At 56.9% G+C, this 14,700-nt stretch carries 10 protein-coding genes; 3 read left to right on the top strand and 7 right to left on the bottom strand.

Features of this window, described 5'->3' with window-relative positions:
* Nucleotides 1-7: 7 nt before the first annotated feature.
* On the bottom strand, nt 8-2,713 hold the full coding sequence (gene malT, locus EQV24_RS20115; protein WP_029883766.1) for an HTH-type transcriptional regulator MalT: 2,706 nt from the start codon (nt 2,711-2,713) through the stop codon (nt 8-10).
* 583 nt (nt 2,714-3,296) lie between these two features.
* Here malT and malP point away from each other — a divergent pair.
* Nucleotides 3,297-5,690: a maltodextrin phosphorylase gene (malP, locus tag EQV24_RS20110; RefSeq protein ID WP_130626965.1), complete on the top strand. Its 2,394-nt coding sequence runs from the start codon at nt 3,297-3,299 to the stop codon at nt 5,688-5,690.
* 9 nt (nt 5,691-5,699) lie between these two features.
* A complete protein-coding gene (gene malQ, locus EQV24_RS20105; RefSeq protein ID WP_023619865.1) occupies nt 5,700-7,778 on the top strand; it encodes a 4-alpha-glucanotransferase in 2,079 nt (692 codons plus the stop codon).
* Between the two features lie 111 nt (nt 7,779-7,889).
* Here the strand turns inward: malQ and gntT are convergent, their stop codons facing one another.
* The 3 genes from gntT to gntX all read right to left on the bottom strand — a co-directional run bounded on the left by gntT (nt 7,890) and on the right by gntX (nt 10,915).
* Nucleotides 7,890-9,206 (bottom strand): gluconate transporter, encoded by a 1,317-nt coding sequence (gene gntT / locus EQV24_RS20100; RefSeq protein ID WP_013099097.1) that lies wholly within the window; start codon nt 9,204-9,206, stop codon nt 7,890-7,892.
* A gap of 388 nt (nt 9,207-9,594) precedes the next feature.
* Nucleotides 9,595-10,170: a Fe-S biogenesis protein NfuA gene (gene nfuA, locus EQV24_RS20095; protein WP_013099096.1), complete on the bottom strand. Its 576-nt coding sequence runs from the start codon at nt 10,168-10,170 to the stop codon at nt 9,595-9,597.
* Nucleotides 10,171-10,231: 61 nt separating this feature from the next.
* Nucleotides 10,232-10,915 (bottom strand): DNA utilization protein GntX, encoded by a 684-nt coding sequence (gene gntX / locus EQV24_RS20090; protein WP_044157723.1) that lies wholly within the window; start codon nt 10,913-10,915, stop codon nt 10,232-10,234.
* Nucleotides 10,916-10,951: 36 nt separating this feature from the next.
* Between gntX and bioH the strand changes: the two genes are divergently transcribed.
* A complete protein-coding gene (gene bioH, locus EQV24_RS20085) occupies nt 10,952-11,734 on the top strand; it encodes a pimeloyl-ACP methyl ester esterase BioH (protein WP_095455467.1) in 783 nt (260 codons plus the stop codon).
* Here bioH and feoC read toward each other — a convergent pair.
* Genes feoC through feoA form a run of 3 tightly spaced genes read right to left on the bottom strand, consistent with a single transcriptional unit; the run spans nt 11,706 to nt 14,530 of the window.
* Entirely contained in the window at nt 11,706-11,945 is a 240-nt protein-coding gene (feoC, locus tag EQV24_RS20080) for a [Fe-S]-dependent transcriptional repressor FeoC (RefSeq protein WP_013099093.1), read from the bottom strand. The two genes, bioH and feoC, sit on opposite strands and share 29 nt — an antisense overlap.
* A gap of 8 nt (nt 11,946-11,953) precedes the next feature.
* Nucleotides 11,954-14,272 carry a Fe(2+) transporter permease subunit FeoB gene (gene feoB, locus EQV24_RS20075; RefSeq protein ID WP_130626964.1) on the bottom strand — a complete coding sequence of 773 codons (2,319 nt, stop codon included), beginning with the start codon at nt 14,270-14,272 and terminating at the stop codon, nt 11,954-11,956.
* A gap of 30 nt (nt 14,273-14,302) precedes the next feature.
* Nucleotides 14,303-14,530: a ferrous iron transporter A gene (gene feoA, locus EQV24_RS20070; protein WP_010436417.1), complete on the bottom strand. Its 228-nt coding sequence runs from the start codon at nt 14,528-14,530 to the stop codon at nt 14,303-14,305.
* Between the last annotated feature and the right edge of the window lie 170 nt (nt 14,531-14,700).

Below are 14,700 nucleotides of genomic sequence, written 5' to 3'. Positions count from 1 at the left end.
CACAAACCTACACCCCATACCCCATCATCTTCAACAACTGCTGCGCATGCTGCACCGCATCCTGACGGTGCGCCACGCCCAGCTTCTGATACAGATTGCGGATATGCGTTTTGATGGTGGTTGCCGCCACCGCCAGCTCACCGGCAATCTGCTCATTGCTGTAGCCTGAATAGATAAGCCCCAGCACCTGCCATTCGCGCTGCGTCAGCGGGCTGGTGCGAATAAGTTCAGGTACTTCCGGATGGTTCAGCAGGCGTTCAACGAAGTTCTCGTCGAAGTGGGCAAACTTGTGGCGATGGTGCTGGTTAATCTCGCGCAGGATGCGCTGGGCACGGTGCTGATCCAGCTCCGGCAGCGTGTTGAGCTGAATAAGCTGACGCAGCTGTTGAGCCATCACTTCGCCCTCAATCACAAAGTGACTGATAAACCCGGTACGGTTCGCCAGCTGCAACGCCTCCAGCAGTACGCGCTGGGCATCATTTTTACGCCCGGCCTGCCAGTAGAGCTGGTTAAGCAGCAGCAGGTTACGATTGAGATCGCTCATCAGACGCAGGCTGCGGGCGTTCTCGTTCAGCTCTTCCAGCACAATCTCAGCCGGCTCAAACTCACCGAGCAGGATCTGCGCGCGGGCAATGTTTCGCCACTGGCTTTGCAGGAAGTGGTTATTTGCAAATTCAGGTTTTGGCGTCTGGCGCAGCCAGTTGGCGGCGGATTTCTTATCCCCCGTCATCTGCCAGTATATCACCCGCACCTTATCGGCGTTCGAAACCCAGTCGCTGTGATACTGACCATTGCCGAGCAGGTTCTCCAGACGGTTCAGGTGGTTGCGGGCATTATCCAGATCCCCACGCGCCAGCGAGCATTGCACCAGCAGGGCCAGGCACTGCAGTTGCTGCTGCGGCTGGAAGCCGGAAAGCACCTCTACGCCCTGGCGGGCACAGCTCTCTGCTTCATCCAGGCGCGACCACGCCCACAGAAGCTGGGCGCGAATACGCAACAGGAACTCGTGCATTGGCAGCTGTTCAAGATGCTGTTCGCGAATCAGTTGGAACGCTTTTTCCTGATTCTCCCAGGCCGCCTGCAGGAACCCCTGAGCAAATAAAATTTCGCTTTGCTGGATCAGGCTCCACAGCGCGTAATGCCAGACATCATGACGGCGGGCCATCTGTTCGGTTTGTTGCATCAGCGACAGGGAGCGCGTCAGCTCACCCTTGCAGTGCAGTACCTCGCCGTGTACCGACGTCGCCACAATGCGGCTGTAGAAATTGGCCAGCGGCAGCTCATCCAGCGCGACCATTGCCAGCCGCTCTGCTTCTTCCGGATCGCCATCGTTGATTGCTACCTGGGCCCGCAAGGCGTTAAATTCGCCGTGCAGGGTGGTATCCATATCGCTTTCCATCTCCTGCTCGGCACGCGCCAGCAGGGTATTCACTTCGCTGTAGCGGTGCTGGCTCTGCATCAGCCAGGCCTGCAGCAGCACCAGACGCGGGTTCTCCAGCAGGCTCTCCCACGGCAACGCTTTCAGCGACTCTTCCAGCAGCGTCAGTTCGCTGTGGTTAAACAACCCCCACGCGTGGTTGAGGAGGATATCGCGCAGCATGCTGGCATCACCGGCGGCGAGCGCATGATGGATAGCCTCGCTCGGGAAGCCTTGCGCCATCCAGCTCTCAGCGGCAGCCCGGTGGATGTCCGGCAATTCAGTCGCCAGCTCCCACTGGCAACGCTGGCGCAGGAAACTGCCAAACAGCGGGTGATAGCTGAACCATTCGCCGGGATCGTCCATCCGCGTCAGGAACAACCCCTGGCGTTCAATCTCTTCAAGCTGCAGCTGACCGTTTTCGCAGCCGGTGACGCGCACAATCAACGCGTCGTTCATGGAACGCAGCAGGGAGCTCTTCAGCAGGAAATGGCGGGTCGAAGGATCGACGCTGTTCAGCACCTCATCCACCAGGTAATCAGAAAGATGGCTGGCGTTGATCCCCGCCAGGCGACGCGCGGACTGATGCGTCGGGCTGTTATTTTGCCGGGCGGAGAGGGCAATCAGCTGCAGCGCTGTCGCCCAACCGGCGACATCGTCGCACAGGCGGCTGCTTTCAGCGGCCTCAATCGGTGAGTTCAGGCGGCAGTCGAAGAACTGTTTGGCTTCCTGATGGGTAAAGGCCAGCTGTTGGCTACCCACTTCCAGCAGCTGATCGCGCACGCGCAGGTTGGCAATGCCCAACTGCGGCAGGTTACGCGACAGCACCACCAGGGTCAGGTTTTCCGGCTGATGGCGCAGGAAGAAGCGCATGGACTCATGGATCACCGGGTTAGTGATCAGATGATAATCATCAATGACCACGTAAAGCGGGCGGTGCCACTCGGCCAGTTCAATAAACAGCTGAGAGAAAAGGGAGGACAGGCTGGCGTACTGGCGCTTTTGCACCATCACTTCGCTGGCCACGCAGTGCCCGTTGGTGGCCTGCTGAATGGCGGCAATCAGATAGCTGGCAAAACGTTCTTGCTGGTTATCGCCCTCATCAAGGGAGTACCAGCCAAGATCGCTTTTACCTGCGGCCCATTGCGAAATGAGCGTTGTTTTTCCATAACCTGCAGGGCTCGTAACCAGCGCCAGTCGGAAATTATGCGCGCCGGAAAGTTTAGCCAACAGACGCTCGCGGACCACTGTATGGTCAAGACGAACCGGGCGACTTAATTTAGACGGAATCAACATAGGTTTCACTTCACTGTGGGGAACGAGAGAATTTATTTTTTTGCGCTTCGTAATTAATAGATATAAGGTCGGCCAGAAAGAGAACTATTGCAAGTTATGTCTGGTTTTGGTGGCTCTGAATTTGCACTCTGTCACAAAACATTCAGACAGATGATGGAACTTTCTGGAAAGGGCTGTGATGCCGCGTCAATGCTGGCTTGTATGGCTGTGCTGCGGCTGCGCTGAAACTGGTTTCAGAAAGGTATAGTGACGTCAAATTTAATAAACGCGGGGTAAAGTTTAGTGAAATTAATAATCTTCTTCGTCTGACCCGGTTGCAGAAATATTATTCTACGTAAGTAATCATTTCAGCGCGTTTTAATTTCACCCGAAACTGCATTTCATTTTCCTGACACGCTTCCCGGTTATCTTTTTATCTTCCTGACACACTCCGACTATGCTCTCAGAGTGGCCTCGATCACACTTTTATGCTCATCCCCGCTACTCCTCCCTGCCTAATCCCCTGCGGGAGGAGGAAGAGGAGAAATGAGCCAGGCACACTAGCGCCAACTTGTGTTTTCTTTCTAAAGGATGCCGATCCCCTATGTCACAGCCTACCTTCAACAAAGCTCAATTCCAGGCTGCCCTGACGCGTCAGTGGCAGCGTTTTGGCCTTCATGCTGCAAACGAGATGACGCCTCACCAGTGGTGGCAGGCGGTGAGCGGTGCGCTCGCAGAGCAGCTGGATGCTCAACCTCTGGCAAAACCGGTAAAAGGCCAGCGCCACGTCAACTATATCTCGATGGAATTCCTGATCGGTCGTCTGACCGGCAACAACCTGCTGAACCTCGGCTGGTATCAGGAGGTTGGGGATGTGCTGAAAGAACACGACATTAACCTGACCGACCTGCTGGAAGAAGAGATTGACCCGGCGCTGGGCAACGGTGGTCTGGGACGTCTGGCGGCCTGTTTCCTCGATTCGATGGCAACGGTTGGGCAGTCGGCCATTGGTTACGGCCTGAACTATCAATACGGTCTGTTCCGTCAGTCATTTGCAGACGGGCATCAGATGGAAGCGCCGGACGACTGGCACCGTAACACCTACCCGTGGTTCCGCCACAACGCGCAGCTGGATGTGCAGGTGAACATTGGCGGTAAAGTATCAAAACAGGGTCTCTGGGAACCGGCATTTACGTTTATCGGCGAAGCCTGGGACCTGCCGGTGCTGGGTTACCGTAACGGCGTGGCGCAACCGCTGCGTCTGTGGCAGGCGAAGCATGCGCATCCGTTTAACCTGACCAAATTCAATGACGGCGATTTCCTGCGTGCTGAACAGCAGGGCATCGACGCCGAGAAGCTGACCAAAGTGCTCTACCCGAACGACAACCATCTGGCGGGCAAGAAACTGCGTCTGATGCAGCAGTACTTCCAGTGCGCCTGCTCCGTGGCGGATATTCTGCGTCGTCACCACCTGGCGGGCCGCAAGCTGGCACAGCTGCCTGACTTTGAAGTGATTCAACTTAACGACACGCACCCGACCATCGCTATTCCTGAACTGCTGCGTGTGCTGATCGACGAGCACCAGCTGAGCTGGGATGATGCCTGGGCGATCACCAGCCGCACCTTTGCTTACACCAACCACACCCTGATGCCAGAAGCGCTGGAGTGCTGGGACGAGAAGCTGGTGAAAACGCTGCTGCCGCGCCATATGCAGATCATCAACAAGATCAATGACCAGTTTAAAACGCTGGTGGATAAAACCTGGCCGGGCAACAAAGCGGTCTGGGCGAAGCTGGCCGTGGTGCATGACAAACAGGTGCGCATGGCAAATATGTGCGTGGTGAGCGGCTTTGCGGTGAACGGTGTGGCGGCGCTGCACTCGGATCTGGTGGTGAAAGACCTGTTCCCGGAATATCACCAGCTGTGGCCGACCAAATTCCATAACGTAACTAACGGCATCACGCCGCGTCGCTGGATCAAACAGTGCAACCCGCTGCTGGCCGGTCTGCTGGACAAAACGCTGAAGAAAGAGTGGGCCAACGATCTGGACCAGCTGATCAACCTGGAAAAATACGCGGACGACGCGAAATTCCGCGAACAGTACCGCGCCATCAAGCGGGATAACAAAGTGCGTCTGGCGGCGTTTGTGAAAGCGCGTACCGGGATCGAGATTAACCCGAACGCCATTTTCGACATCCAGATTAAGCGTCTGCACGAATATAAACGTCAGCACCTGAACCTGCTGCATATCCTCGCGCTGTACAAAGAGATCCGCGAGAACCCGCAGGCTGACCGCGTGCCGCGCGTGTTCCTGTTCGGCGCGAAGGCGGCACCGGGCTACTACCTGGCGAAAAACATTATCCTCGCCATCAATAAAGTGGCGGAGGCTATCAACAACGATCCGAAAGTGGGCGACAAGCTGAAAGTGGTGTTCCTGCCGGACTACTGCGTCTCTGCCGCAGAGATGCTGATCCCGGCGGCGGATATCTCCGAGCAGATCTCGACCGCGGGTAAAGAAGCGTCCGGTACCGGCAACATGAAGCTGGCGCTGAACGGCGCGCTGACTGTTGGTACGCTAGACGGTGCGAACGTAGAGATTGCCGAGAAGGTTGGAGAAGAGAACATCTTTATCTTTGGTCATACCGTTGAAGAAGTGAAAGCCCTCAAGGCCAAAGGCTACGATCCGGTGAAATGGCGTAAGAAGGACAAAGTGCTGGATGCGGTGCTGAAAGAGCTGGAAAGCGGTAAATACAGCGATGGCGATAAGCACGCGTTTGACCAGATGCTGCACAGCATGGACAAACACGGAGGCGACCCGTATCTGGTGATGGCGGACTTCACGGCCTACCTGGAAGCGCAAAAACAGGTCGACGTGTTGTACCGTGACCAGGAAGCGTGGACCCGGGCGTGCATTCTGAACACCGCCCGCTGCGGAATGTTCAGCTCTGACCGTTCAATCCGTGATTATCAGGCTCGTATCTGGCAGGCAAAACGCTAAGGAAGCGCGATGGAGAGTAAACGTCTGGACAGTGCCGCGCAGGCGGCGGGGATCAGCCTCAGTTACATTAATGCTCACGGCAAACCACAGTCTATTGGCGCCGACACCAAAAGACGTTTGCTGGATGCCATGCACAAAACCGACGCGAAAGCGTCGGCCACGCCGGTACCGAACGTTAAAGTCTTCACCGCGGGCAAAAAGATGTCGCTGGCGGTGGAAGGACGCGGCGAGTTTACCTGGCTGCTGACCACCGAAGAGGGACATCAGCACAAAGGCCACGCCACCGGCGGCAAAGCACTCACCCTTCCGGCGAAGCTGCCGGAGGGTTACCACACCCTAACGCTCACCCAGGACGAGCTGCGCTTTCACTGCCGGTTGATCGTGGCGCCAAAACGTTGTTATGAGCCGCAGGCGTTGCTCGAAGGCAAAAAGCTGTGGGGTGCCTGCGTGCAACTCTACACCCTGCGCTCTGACAGCAACTGGGGCATCGGCGATTTTGGTGACCTGAAAAAGATGCTGGCATCGGTGGGGGAGCGCGGCGGCGCGTTTATCGGCCTCAACCCGATCCACGCCCTCTATCCGGCTAACCCGGAGAGTGCCAGCCCGTACAGCCCGTCGTCCCGTCGCTGGCTGAACGTGATTTACATCGACGTGAATGCGTTAGACGATTTCAAAAACAGCCCGGAAGCGCAGGCGTGGTGGGCACTTAGCACCACTCAGCAGGCGCTGAAGCAGGCGCGCGAAGCAGACTGGGTGGACTATTCCACCGTGACGGCGCTGAAGATGGCTGCCCTGCGTCTGGCGTGGAAAGGCTTTTCTCAGCGTGATGACGAGGAGATGGCCGCCTTCCGTCAGTTTGTGGCGCAGGAGGGCGAGAGCCTCTACTGGCAGGCGGCGTTCGATGCGCTGCATGCGTATCAGGTGAAAGAGGACGAAATGCGCTGGGGCTGGCCGGTCTGGCCGGAGGCGTATCAATCCGTCGACACGCCTGAAGTCAAAGCGTTCTGTAAAAAATACGCCGATGAAGTGGACTTCTACCTGTGGCTGCAGTGGCTGGCGTACAGCCAGTTTGCCGACTGCTGGCAGGTGAGCCAGGGCTATAAGATGCCGATCGGTCTGTATCGCGACCTGGCCGTTGGCGTGGCAGAAGGCGGGGCGGAAACCTGGTGTGACCGTGAGCTGTACTGCCTGAAGGCCTCCGTAGGCGCACCACCGGATATTCTGGGCCCGCTCGGCCAGAACTGGGGCCTGCCGCCGATGGATCCGCACGTGATGGCGGCGCGTGCCTACGAGCCGTTTATCGACCTGCTGCGCGCCAACATGCAGAACTGCGGCGCGCTGCGTATCGACCACGTGATGTCCGTGCTGCGCCTGTGGTGGATCCCCTACGGTGAGACGGCCGATCACGGGGCGTATGTTCAGTATCCGGTTGACGATCTGCTGTCGATCCTGGCGCTGGAAAGCAAGCGCCATCAGTGTATGGTGATCGGCGAAGATCTCGGTACCGTGCCGGTAGAAATCGTCAGTAAGCTTCGCGACAGCGGCGTTTACTCCTATAAAGTGCTCTATTTTGAAAACGACCATGAGAAAACCTTCCGCGCGCCGCAAGCGTACCCTGAACAGTCAATGGCAGTCGCGACGACGCATGACCTTCCTACGCTTCGTGGCTATTGGGAAAGCGGCGATCTGACGCTCGGTAAAACCCTGGGTCTCTATCCGGATGAAGATGTCCTTCGCGGCCTGTATCAGGATCGCGAGCTGGCGAAGCAGGGTCTGCTGGATGCACTGCATAAGCACGGCTGTCTGCCGAAACGCGCCGGGCATAAAGCGTCGCTGATGTCGATGACGCCGACGCTCAACCGCGGATTGCAGCGCTACATTGCCGACAGCAACAGCGCCCTGCTGGGCCTGCAGCCGGAAGACTGGATTGATATGGCGGAGCCGGTGAACATCCCGGGCACCAGCTATCAGTACAAGAACTGGCGCCGCAAGTTATCCACCACGCTTGAGACGATGTTTGCTGATGACGGGGTGAACAGGCTGATTAAGGATTTGGATAAGCGGCGAAAAGCAGTCGCGAAGAAGTGATAAAAAAACCCGCCAGTGGCGGGTTTTTTATTGCCCTGTGGCGCTACGCTTACCGGGCCTACATGGAGCGAGTAGGTCGGGTAAGGCGAAGCCGCCACCCGACTTATGGCATCAGACCACCATATTCAACAGCAGCACCCCGACCAGACCGCACACCGAAATAATGGTTTCCAGCGCGGACCAGGACTTGATGGTTTCACCGATAGTCAGGTTGAAGTACTCCTTGAACAGCCAGAAGCCCGGATCGTTCACGTGTGAGAAAATCACGCTACCGGAACCGACGGCAATAACCATCAGCTCAGGGCTGACGCCCGTGGTGGCAATCAGCGGCGCAACGATACCGCCCGCGGTGATTGCCGCAACGGTTGCAGAACCCAGCGCGATACGCAGAACTGCGGCGATAGACCAGGCCATCAGAAGCGGCGACACGTTGGTTTCATGCATCATGGCCGCGATGTATTTATCCACACCGCTATCGACCAGAACCTGCTTGAACGCACCGCCACCGCCGATGATCAACAGCATCATGGCAATGATTTTGATGGAAGAGGTCAGCGTGTCGTTGATCTGATCCATGGAACGACCGCGGTTCAGGCCGAAGGTGAACATCGCGATCAACACCGCAATCAGCGTGGCCATCACCGGGTCGCCGAGGAACTCAGCAACGGACAGGAACGCGTGACCTTTCGGCAGAACCATCTCAGCCACGGCGCGCATCGCCATCAGGATCACCGGGACCAGAGAGGTCCAGACGCTGACGCCAAAGCCAGGCATCTCTTCTTCGGTGAAGGTTTTCGCGCTGTACAGACCTTCCGGAATCGGCTTATCAATGCCTTTCAGGAAGCGGGCATAAACAGGGCCTGCCAGAATCACGGTTGGGATGGCCAGAATCGTACCGAACAGCAGGGTTTTACCCATATCGGCGTGGAAAATGGTGGCGATAGCGGTTGGGCCCGGGTGCGGTGGCAGGAAGCCGTGCGTCACGGACAGCGCTGCTGCCATTGGCACACCGACATACAGCAGCGGAATGCTCGCCGCCGCCGCAATGGTGAAGACCAGCGGCAGCATCAGCACGAAGCCCACTTCATAGAACAGTGCGAAACCGACGGTAAAACCGGTTAACACAACTGCCCACTGGATGTTCTTCTTACCAAATTTGTCGATAAGCGTGGTGGCAATACGCTGTGCACCACCGCAGTCCGCCAGCATTTTGCCGAGCATGGCGCCAAAGCCCATGATCAACGCCAGGCTGCCGAGCGTACCGCCGACACCCGCTTTAATGGAGCTAATAACTTTGACCAGCGGCATCCCTTGCATCAGACCGACTGCAAGTGCCACCAGAACCAGAGCGATAAACCCGTTCATTTTGAAACGGATCATCAAGAGCAGTAATAACACAACACCGATAGCAACGATGACTAATGGCATGATTTACCTGGCCTTTGAATTGTTATGGGTAACGTCATTGTTTCAACGACACGTTCCGGTTGTCCCAACTGGGAACAGAGTGGTTAACGGCACTAATACTGATACCTTGGAAACTATTTAGTTTAGTCGGCTGTTATGAGTGTGTTTAGTGCCCATGAGAATGATACGGGTAACATGACGTGATTGAGAATCACCCTGGAGGGCAAAATTTAAATTATGAGACGCAGGTCAACATATGGAGGTAAACGCAAAACGGTAACCGCAAGGTTACCGTTTTTAATGTTTTCACCCTCTCCCGTGGGAGAGGGCGGGGTGAGGGCATCAGACCGCACTATTTTTGTAGGCCCGGTAAGCGCAGCGCCACCGGGCAATACAGACGGGCAATGAATCAGTAGTAAGAGTGCTCGCCGCGCTGGTGTTCGGTCAGGTCACGCACGCCTTTCAGTTCCGGGAACTCGTTCAGCAGTTGCTTCTCGATCCCTTCTTTCAGGGTCACATCGACCATGGAACAACCGTTACAGCCGCCGCCAAACTGCAGAATTGCGTAGCCTTCGTCGGTGATTTCCATCAGGGAAACGCGACCACCGTGGCCGGCCAGTTGCGGGTTGATCTGGGATTGCAGCAGATACTCTACGCGCTCCATCAGCGGGGCATCGTCAGATACTTTACGCATTTTGGCGTTTGGCGCTTTCAGCGTCAGCTGCGAGCCCAGCTGGTCGGTGACGAAGTCGATCTCCGCATCTTCAAGATACGGCGCGCTCAGCTCATCAACATATGCCGTGAGCTGGTCAAATTTAAGGGCAGTGTCAGTTGCTTCCACCGCGTCTGGCGGACAATAGGAGACACCACATTCTGCATTCGGAGTGCCTGGATTGATCACAAACACGCGGATCTGCGTCCCTTCTTCCTGATTTGCCAGCAGTTTGGCAAAGTGCGCTTGTGCAGAATCGGAAATACGGATCATAGCTTTGGCCTAATAGTTGACTAAATTACCTGGGTATAATCATACGCCCATTGGAGAAGGGCTACAAGGTACGGCACAGACACCATACCTGAACCGACGCGGCGCCGCTTTGCAAAAGCAGTCGGGAAAGTTCAGCAACGGTACTGCCTGTGGTGACGACATCATCCACAATCGCGATATGGAGCCCTTTGACGGCGAATTCAAGGCGAAAGGCGTTTTTGAGGTTCCTTTTGCGCAGCCGGGCGCTCAGCTGATGCTGAATGGCGGTGGCATGGCGGCGCGTCAGCGCAGCGGCTGGGTACTGACAGCCGAGCCACCGGGCGAGCGGGCGACAGAGCAGGTCGCTCTGGTTGTAGCCGCGTCGCCAGTGACGGCGCCGGTATAAGGGCACATTCAGCACCATATCCACTTTCGGCAGCGCGCGCGTGCGCCGTGCCTGCAACACCGCTAGCAATAACAGGCGGGCGAGAGGGCGAGCCAGCGCAATCTGGCCGGAAAACTTCAGCGCGTGGATAAGCCTGCTTAACGGTGGAACGTAATCATCGACCGCCACCAGGGCGCTCCACGGTGGTGGCTTTTTCAGGCAGCGACCGCAGGGAAACTGTGGACTGTACGCCGGTAAACCGCACTGCGGGCAGGTCGTGATGCGGCTTGCCAGCGAACGCGTGCAGACGGAACAGACTCCCCACGCGCTCAGCGCAAGTGGCATTCGACATAGCCAGCACAAGCCGGGCACTGTTAGCATAGACAACCTCCATGTAAAAAAAGAGAACAGTAACTGATGAAGACGCTGTGGTGGCAGACCGTAGGGACGGGAAATCGCCATCTTGTGCTGCTGCACGGATGGGGATTGAATGCGGAAGTATGGCATTGCGTAAATGAGGAACTTGCCTCGCATTTCACGCTGCATCTGGTGGATTTACCCGGTTTTGGCCGCAGCCGCGGCTATGGGGCGATGTCGCTTGAAGAGATGGCGCAGCAGGTTCTGGCCGCCGCACCGCAACAGGCCATCTGGCTCGGCTGGAGTCTGGGCGGGCTGGTGGCAAGTGAGATTGCATTAACGAACCCTGAACGCGTGCAGGCGCTGGTAACGGTGGCCTCGTCGCCGAACTTCAGTGCGCAGGAGGAGTGGCCGGGTATTAAGCCGGACGTACTGAGCAACTTCCAGCGGCAGTTGAGCGAAGATTACCAGCGAACGGTAGAACGCTTCCTGGCCCTGCAGACGATGGGGACAGAGAGCGCCCGTAAGGATGCCCGTCTGCTGAAGCAGACCGTGCTGTCGCTGCCGATGCCGGATGTGGAGGTGCTGAACGGGGGACTCGAATTACTGAAAACGGTCGACCTGCGTGAGCCGCTGACCGCGCTGGCGGTGCCGCACCTGCGCATTTATGGTTATCTGGATGGGCTGGTTCCACGTAAAGTGGTACCACTGCTGGATGAACTGTGGCCAGCGAGTCAATCGCTGACAATCGCCAAAGCGGCCCATGCGCCGTTTATCTCGCATCCTGCCGAGTTTTGTTCAGCGTTGATCGCCTTCAGTCACGAAGTGCCCACCACTCCCTAAGACAGGCTTTCCCTTCCGGGCAATGTTTACAACTGCCGGACAGACAACCGTCCGGCTCTTCCTGAATACGTATGGCTTTCCCCATCGCTTCCAGTCTTTCCAGCATGGCATCGATCATCGGCTGCGGCGTATGCAGGCTGAGGCTTAGCTGTTTTGCCTCCATACGCCCCTGCAACGCCAGTAAATCACGAACCTGAATCAACGATGCCATGGCTCCCCCTAGTGACAGTCGCCCGCCGGGCTGTTGCAGCAGGTCGCGGCGGTTTTACGGTTTGCCAGCAGGTTGATATCGACGCGGCTGCGTGCCCGGCGTAGCAGACCGAGAACGAGCACGTTAAACAGCACAACCGCCAGGATGCAGACCAGGCTGTAGCGCGGATGCTGGCTGAAGTTAACGGTCTGGTAAAAGAGCGTCGCCAGCGAGTAGGCGATGTTTAAGCCCCACAGGATGGAGAACCCCATCCAGCCGCGGCTGGACTCACGGGCTATCGCCCCCATCACCGAGATGCACGGAATATAGAGCAGGACAAAGATGAGGTAGCTGTAGGCCGCTGACGCACTGCCAAATTTCTCGCTCATCACGCCCATGGCACCGGTGGCCATTTCGCCGTCGCCTTTGCTGGCTTCAATCGGGTTCGCCAGTACGCTCAGGCTGAAGGTGTCTTTCAGGCTCTGCCAGGTCTCTTCCACCGCGCCGAGCAGTTCATCACCGAGGTGGAACGCCGCCGGGTTAAACTCTTCTTCATGGATATTCTCAGCGGTGTAAAGCGTGTTCAGGGTGCCGACCACCACCTCTTTTGCCATCGCGCCGGTGAACAGGCCAACGGTCGCCTGCCAGTTGTCTTCATGCACGCCAATCGGTTTAAACACCGGGGTAATGACGCGGCTCACGGAGGCGAGGGCGGAGTCGTTGATGTTATCCGCCGCCTGCCCGCTCAGGGTGAAACTGTTCAGCGCGCTCAGGAAGATGCTGACGATAACAATCACTTTACCGGCGCGCAGCACAAAACCTTTCAGGCGCTGCCAGGTCTGGATCGCCAGGCTTTTCAGATGCGGCACGTGATACACCGGCAGTTCCATCACAAACGGCGACGCTTCCCCGCGCATGATGGTGTGTTTAAGCATGAGCCCGGTCAGGATCGCCATCACGATGCCCAGCACATACAGCGAGAAGACCGCCAGCGCCCCTTCCTGCCCAAAGAAGGCAGCGGCAAAGACCGCAAAGATAGCCAGTCGCGCCCCGCAGGACATAAATGGCGCCATCATGATGGTCATCAGACGTTCGCGGGGTGCATCAAGCGTGCGCGCACCCATTACCGACGGCACGTTACAGCCGAAGCCGACAATCAGCGGGACGAAGGATTTACCCGGCAGACCCAGGGCCTGCATCAGACGATCCATCACGAAAGCCGCACGCGCCATGTAACCGGAGTCCTCAAGGAACGAGAGGAACAGGTACATCATGCCGATTTGCGGTACCAGCGGCAGAACGGTGTTGATACCACCACCGATCCCCTGGGCGAGGAAAATGGTCAGCCATTCCGGGAAGTGCAGGGTGTAGCCCAGCCACTGAATACCGTGGACAAATATCGCCACAGAACCAGCATCGAAAATAGGCTGTAGCGCGCCACCGATGTTAATAGCGAGCAGGAACATCAGGTACATGACCAGTAAAAAGATCGGCAAACCGAGGAAGCGGTTAAGCACAATCTTGTCCACGGCGGCCGTAAAGCGGCTTGGCTCGGCCGTCAGGGCATTACTGACCACGTCGCAAATGGCGGCGATGGCCTGATAGCGCGCGTCGGCGATGTGCAGGGCCGGGTCATCGAGCTCATCGCTCAGACGCGCCAGCGCCACGTCCAGTTTGTCTGCGGCATGGCCCGCATAGGCGCGGCTGTAGATATCGCCTTCCAGCATCTGCAGGCCGAGCCACAGGCGCTGTCTGGCGGGCATGCTGTCGTCCATCTCCTGCGCCAGCAGACCGGCCTCGTGCAGAAGCGGTTGCGCATAGTGCACCAGCTCAACGCCGGCGTTGCCCGCGTGGCGGTCAATGGCCAGCTTCAGTGCGTCAATTCCGCGGGCACGGGTAGAAACCAGCGGCACTACCGGACAGCCCAGACGCGCGGAGAGGGCGTCGACGTCGATACGCAGCTTTTGTTTCTCTGCGATGTCGAGCATGTTGAGCGCCACAATGCAGGGGATCCCCAGCTCAAGCAACTGCAGCGTCAGATAGAGGTTACGCTCCAGGTTAGATGCATCGACCACGTTGATTAACAGGTCCGCATCGCCACTCAGAATATAGTGACAGGCAATCTGCTCATCGAGCGAGGTTTGTGACGAAATGGTGGTTAAGGAGTAGGTGCCGGGCAGATCCACCAGGGTGACCTGATTGTCTGTCGTGGTGAACTGGCCTTCTTTACGTTCAACCGTTACGCCCGCCCAGTTACCCACACGCTGGCGTGCACCGGTGAGCTGGTTAAATAACGTTGTCTTGCCGGAATTAGGATTGCCAATTAAGCCAATAGTTAATTTTTTCATTGTTTTCGACTCACTGAAACCGCTGGCTTGTTATTGGGATAAGGCTTCGACTTCAATTAATGCGAGGTCTTTTTTACGCAGTACCAGATTCACGCGCCGGGTTTCGATATGAACGGGATCACCTAACGGGGCCACGCGCACTACCTGGAATGACGAGCCGGGGAGCATGCCCAGCGACAGCAGCTTTTGCCGATAGGCCGGGCTAATTTCGCGGGTAAAACCGGTAATTTTCCATGCACTGTCTGGAGTGAATTGCATAATGCCTGATTCCACGGAAGGTTAAATTATCTACTATGGGATGATAATGAGAATAGTTTTTATCAGCAATATGAAAACTGTGACGGAATGTTGTTAAGCGTATTAATTTACGGCCTGTTTGACCTTGCTCAATATTTGCTGAATTACGGGGCAGGGAATAATAAATGTAT

It is taken from the genome of Enterobacter sp. A8, from assembly GCF_004296595.1.
Lineage (GTDB): Bacteria > Pseudomonadota > Gammaproteobacteria > Enterobacterales > Enterobacteriaceae > Enterobacter > Enterobacter cloacae.
The sequence above is the reverse complement of the archived record's forward strand: the minus strand, read 5'-3'. Positions and strand labels throughout refer to the sequence as shown.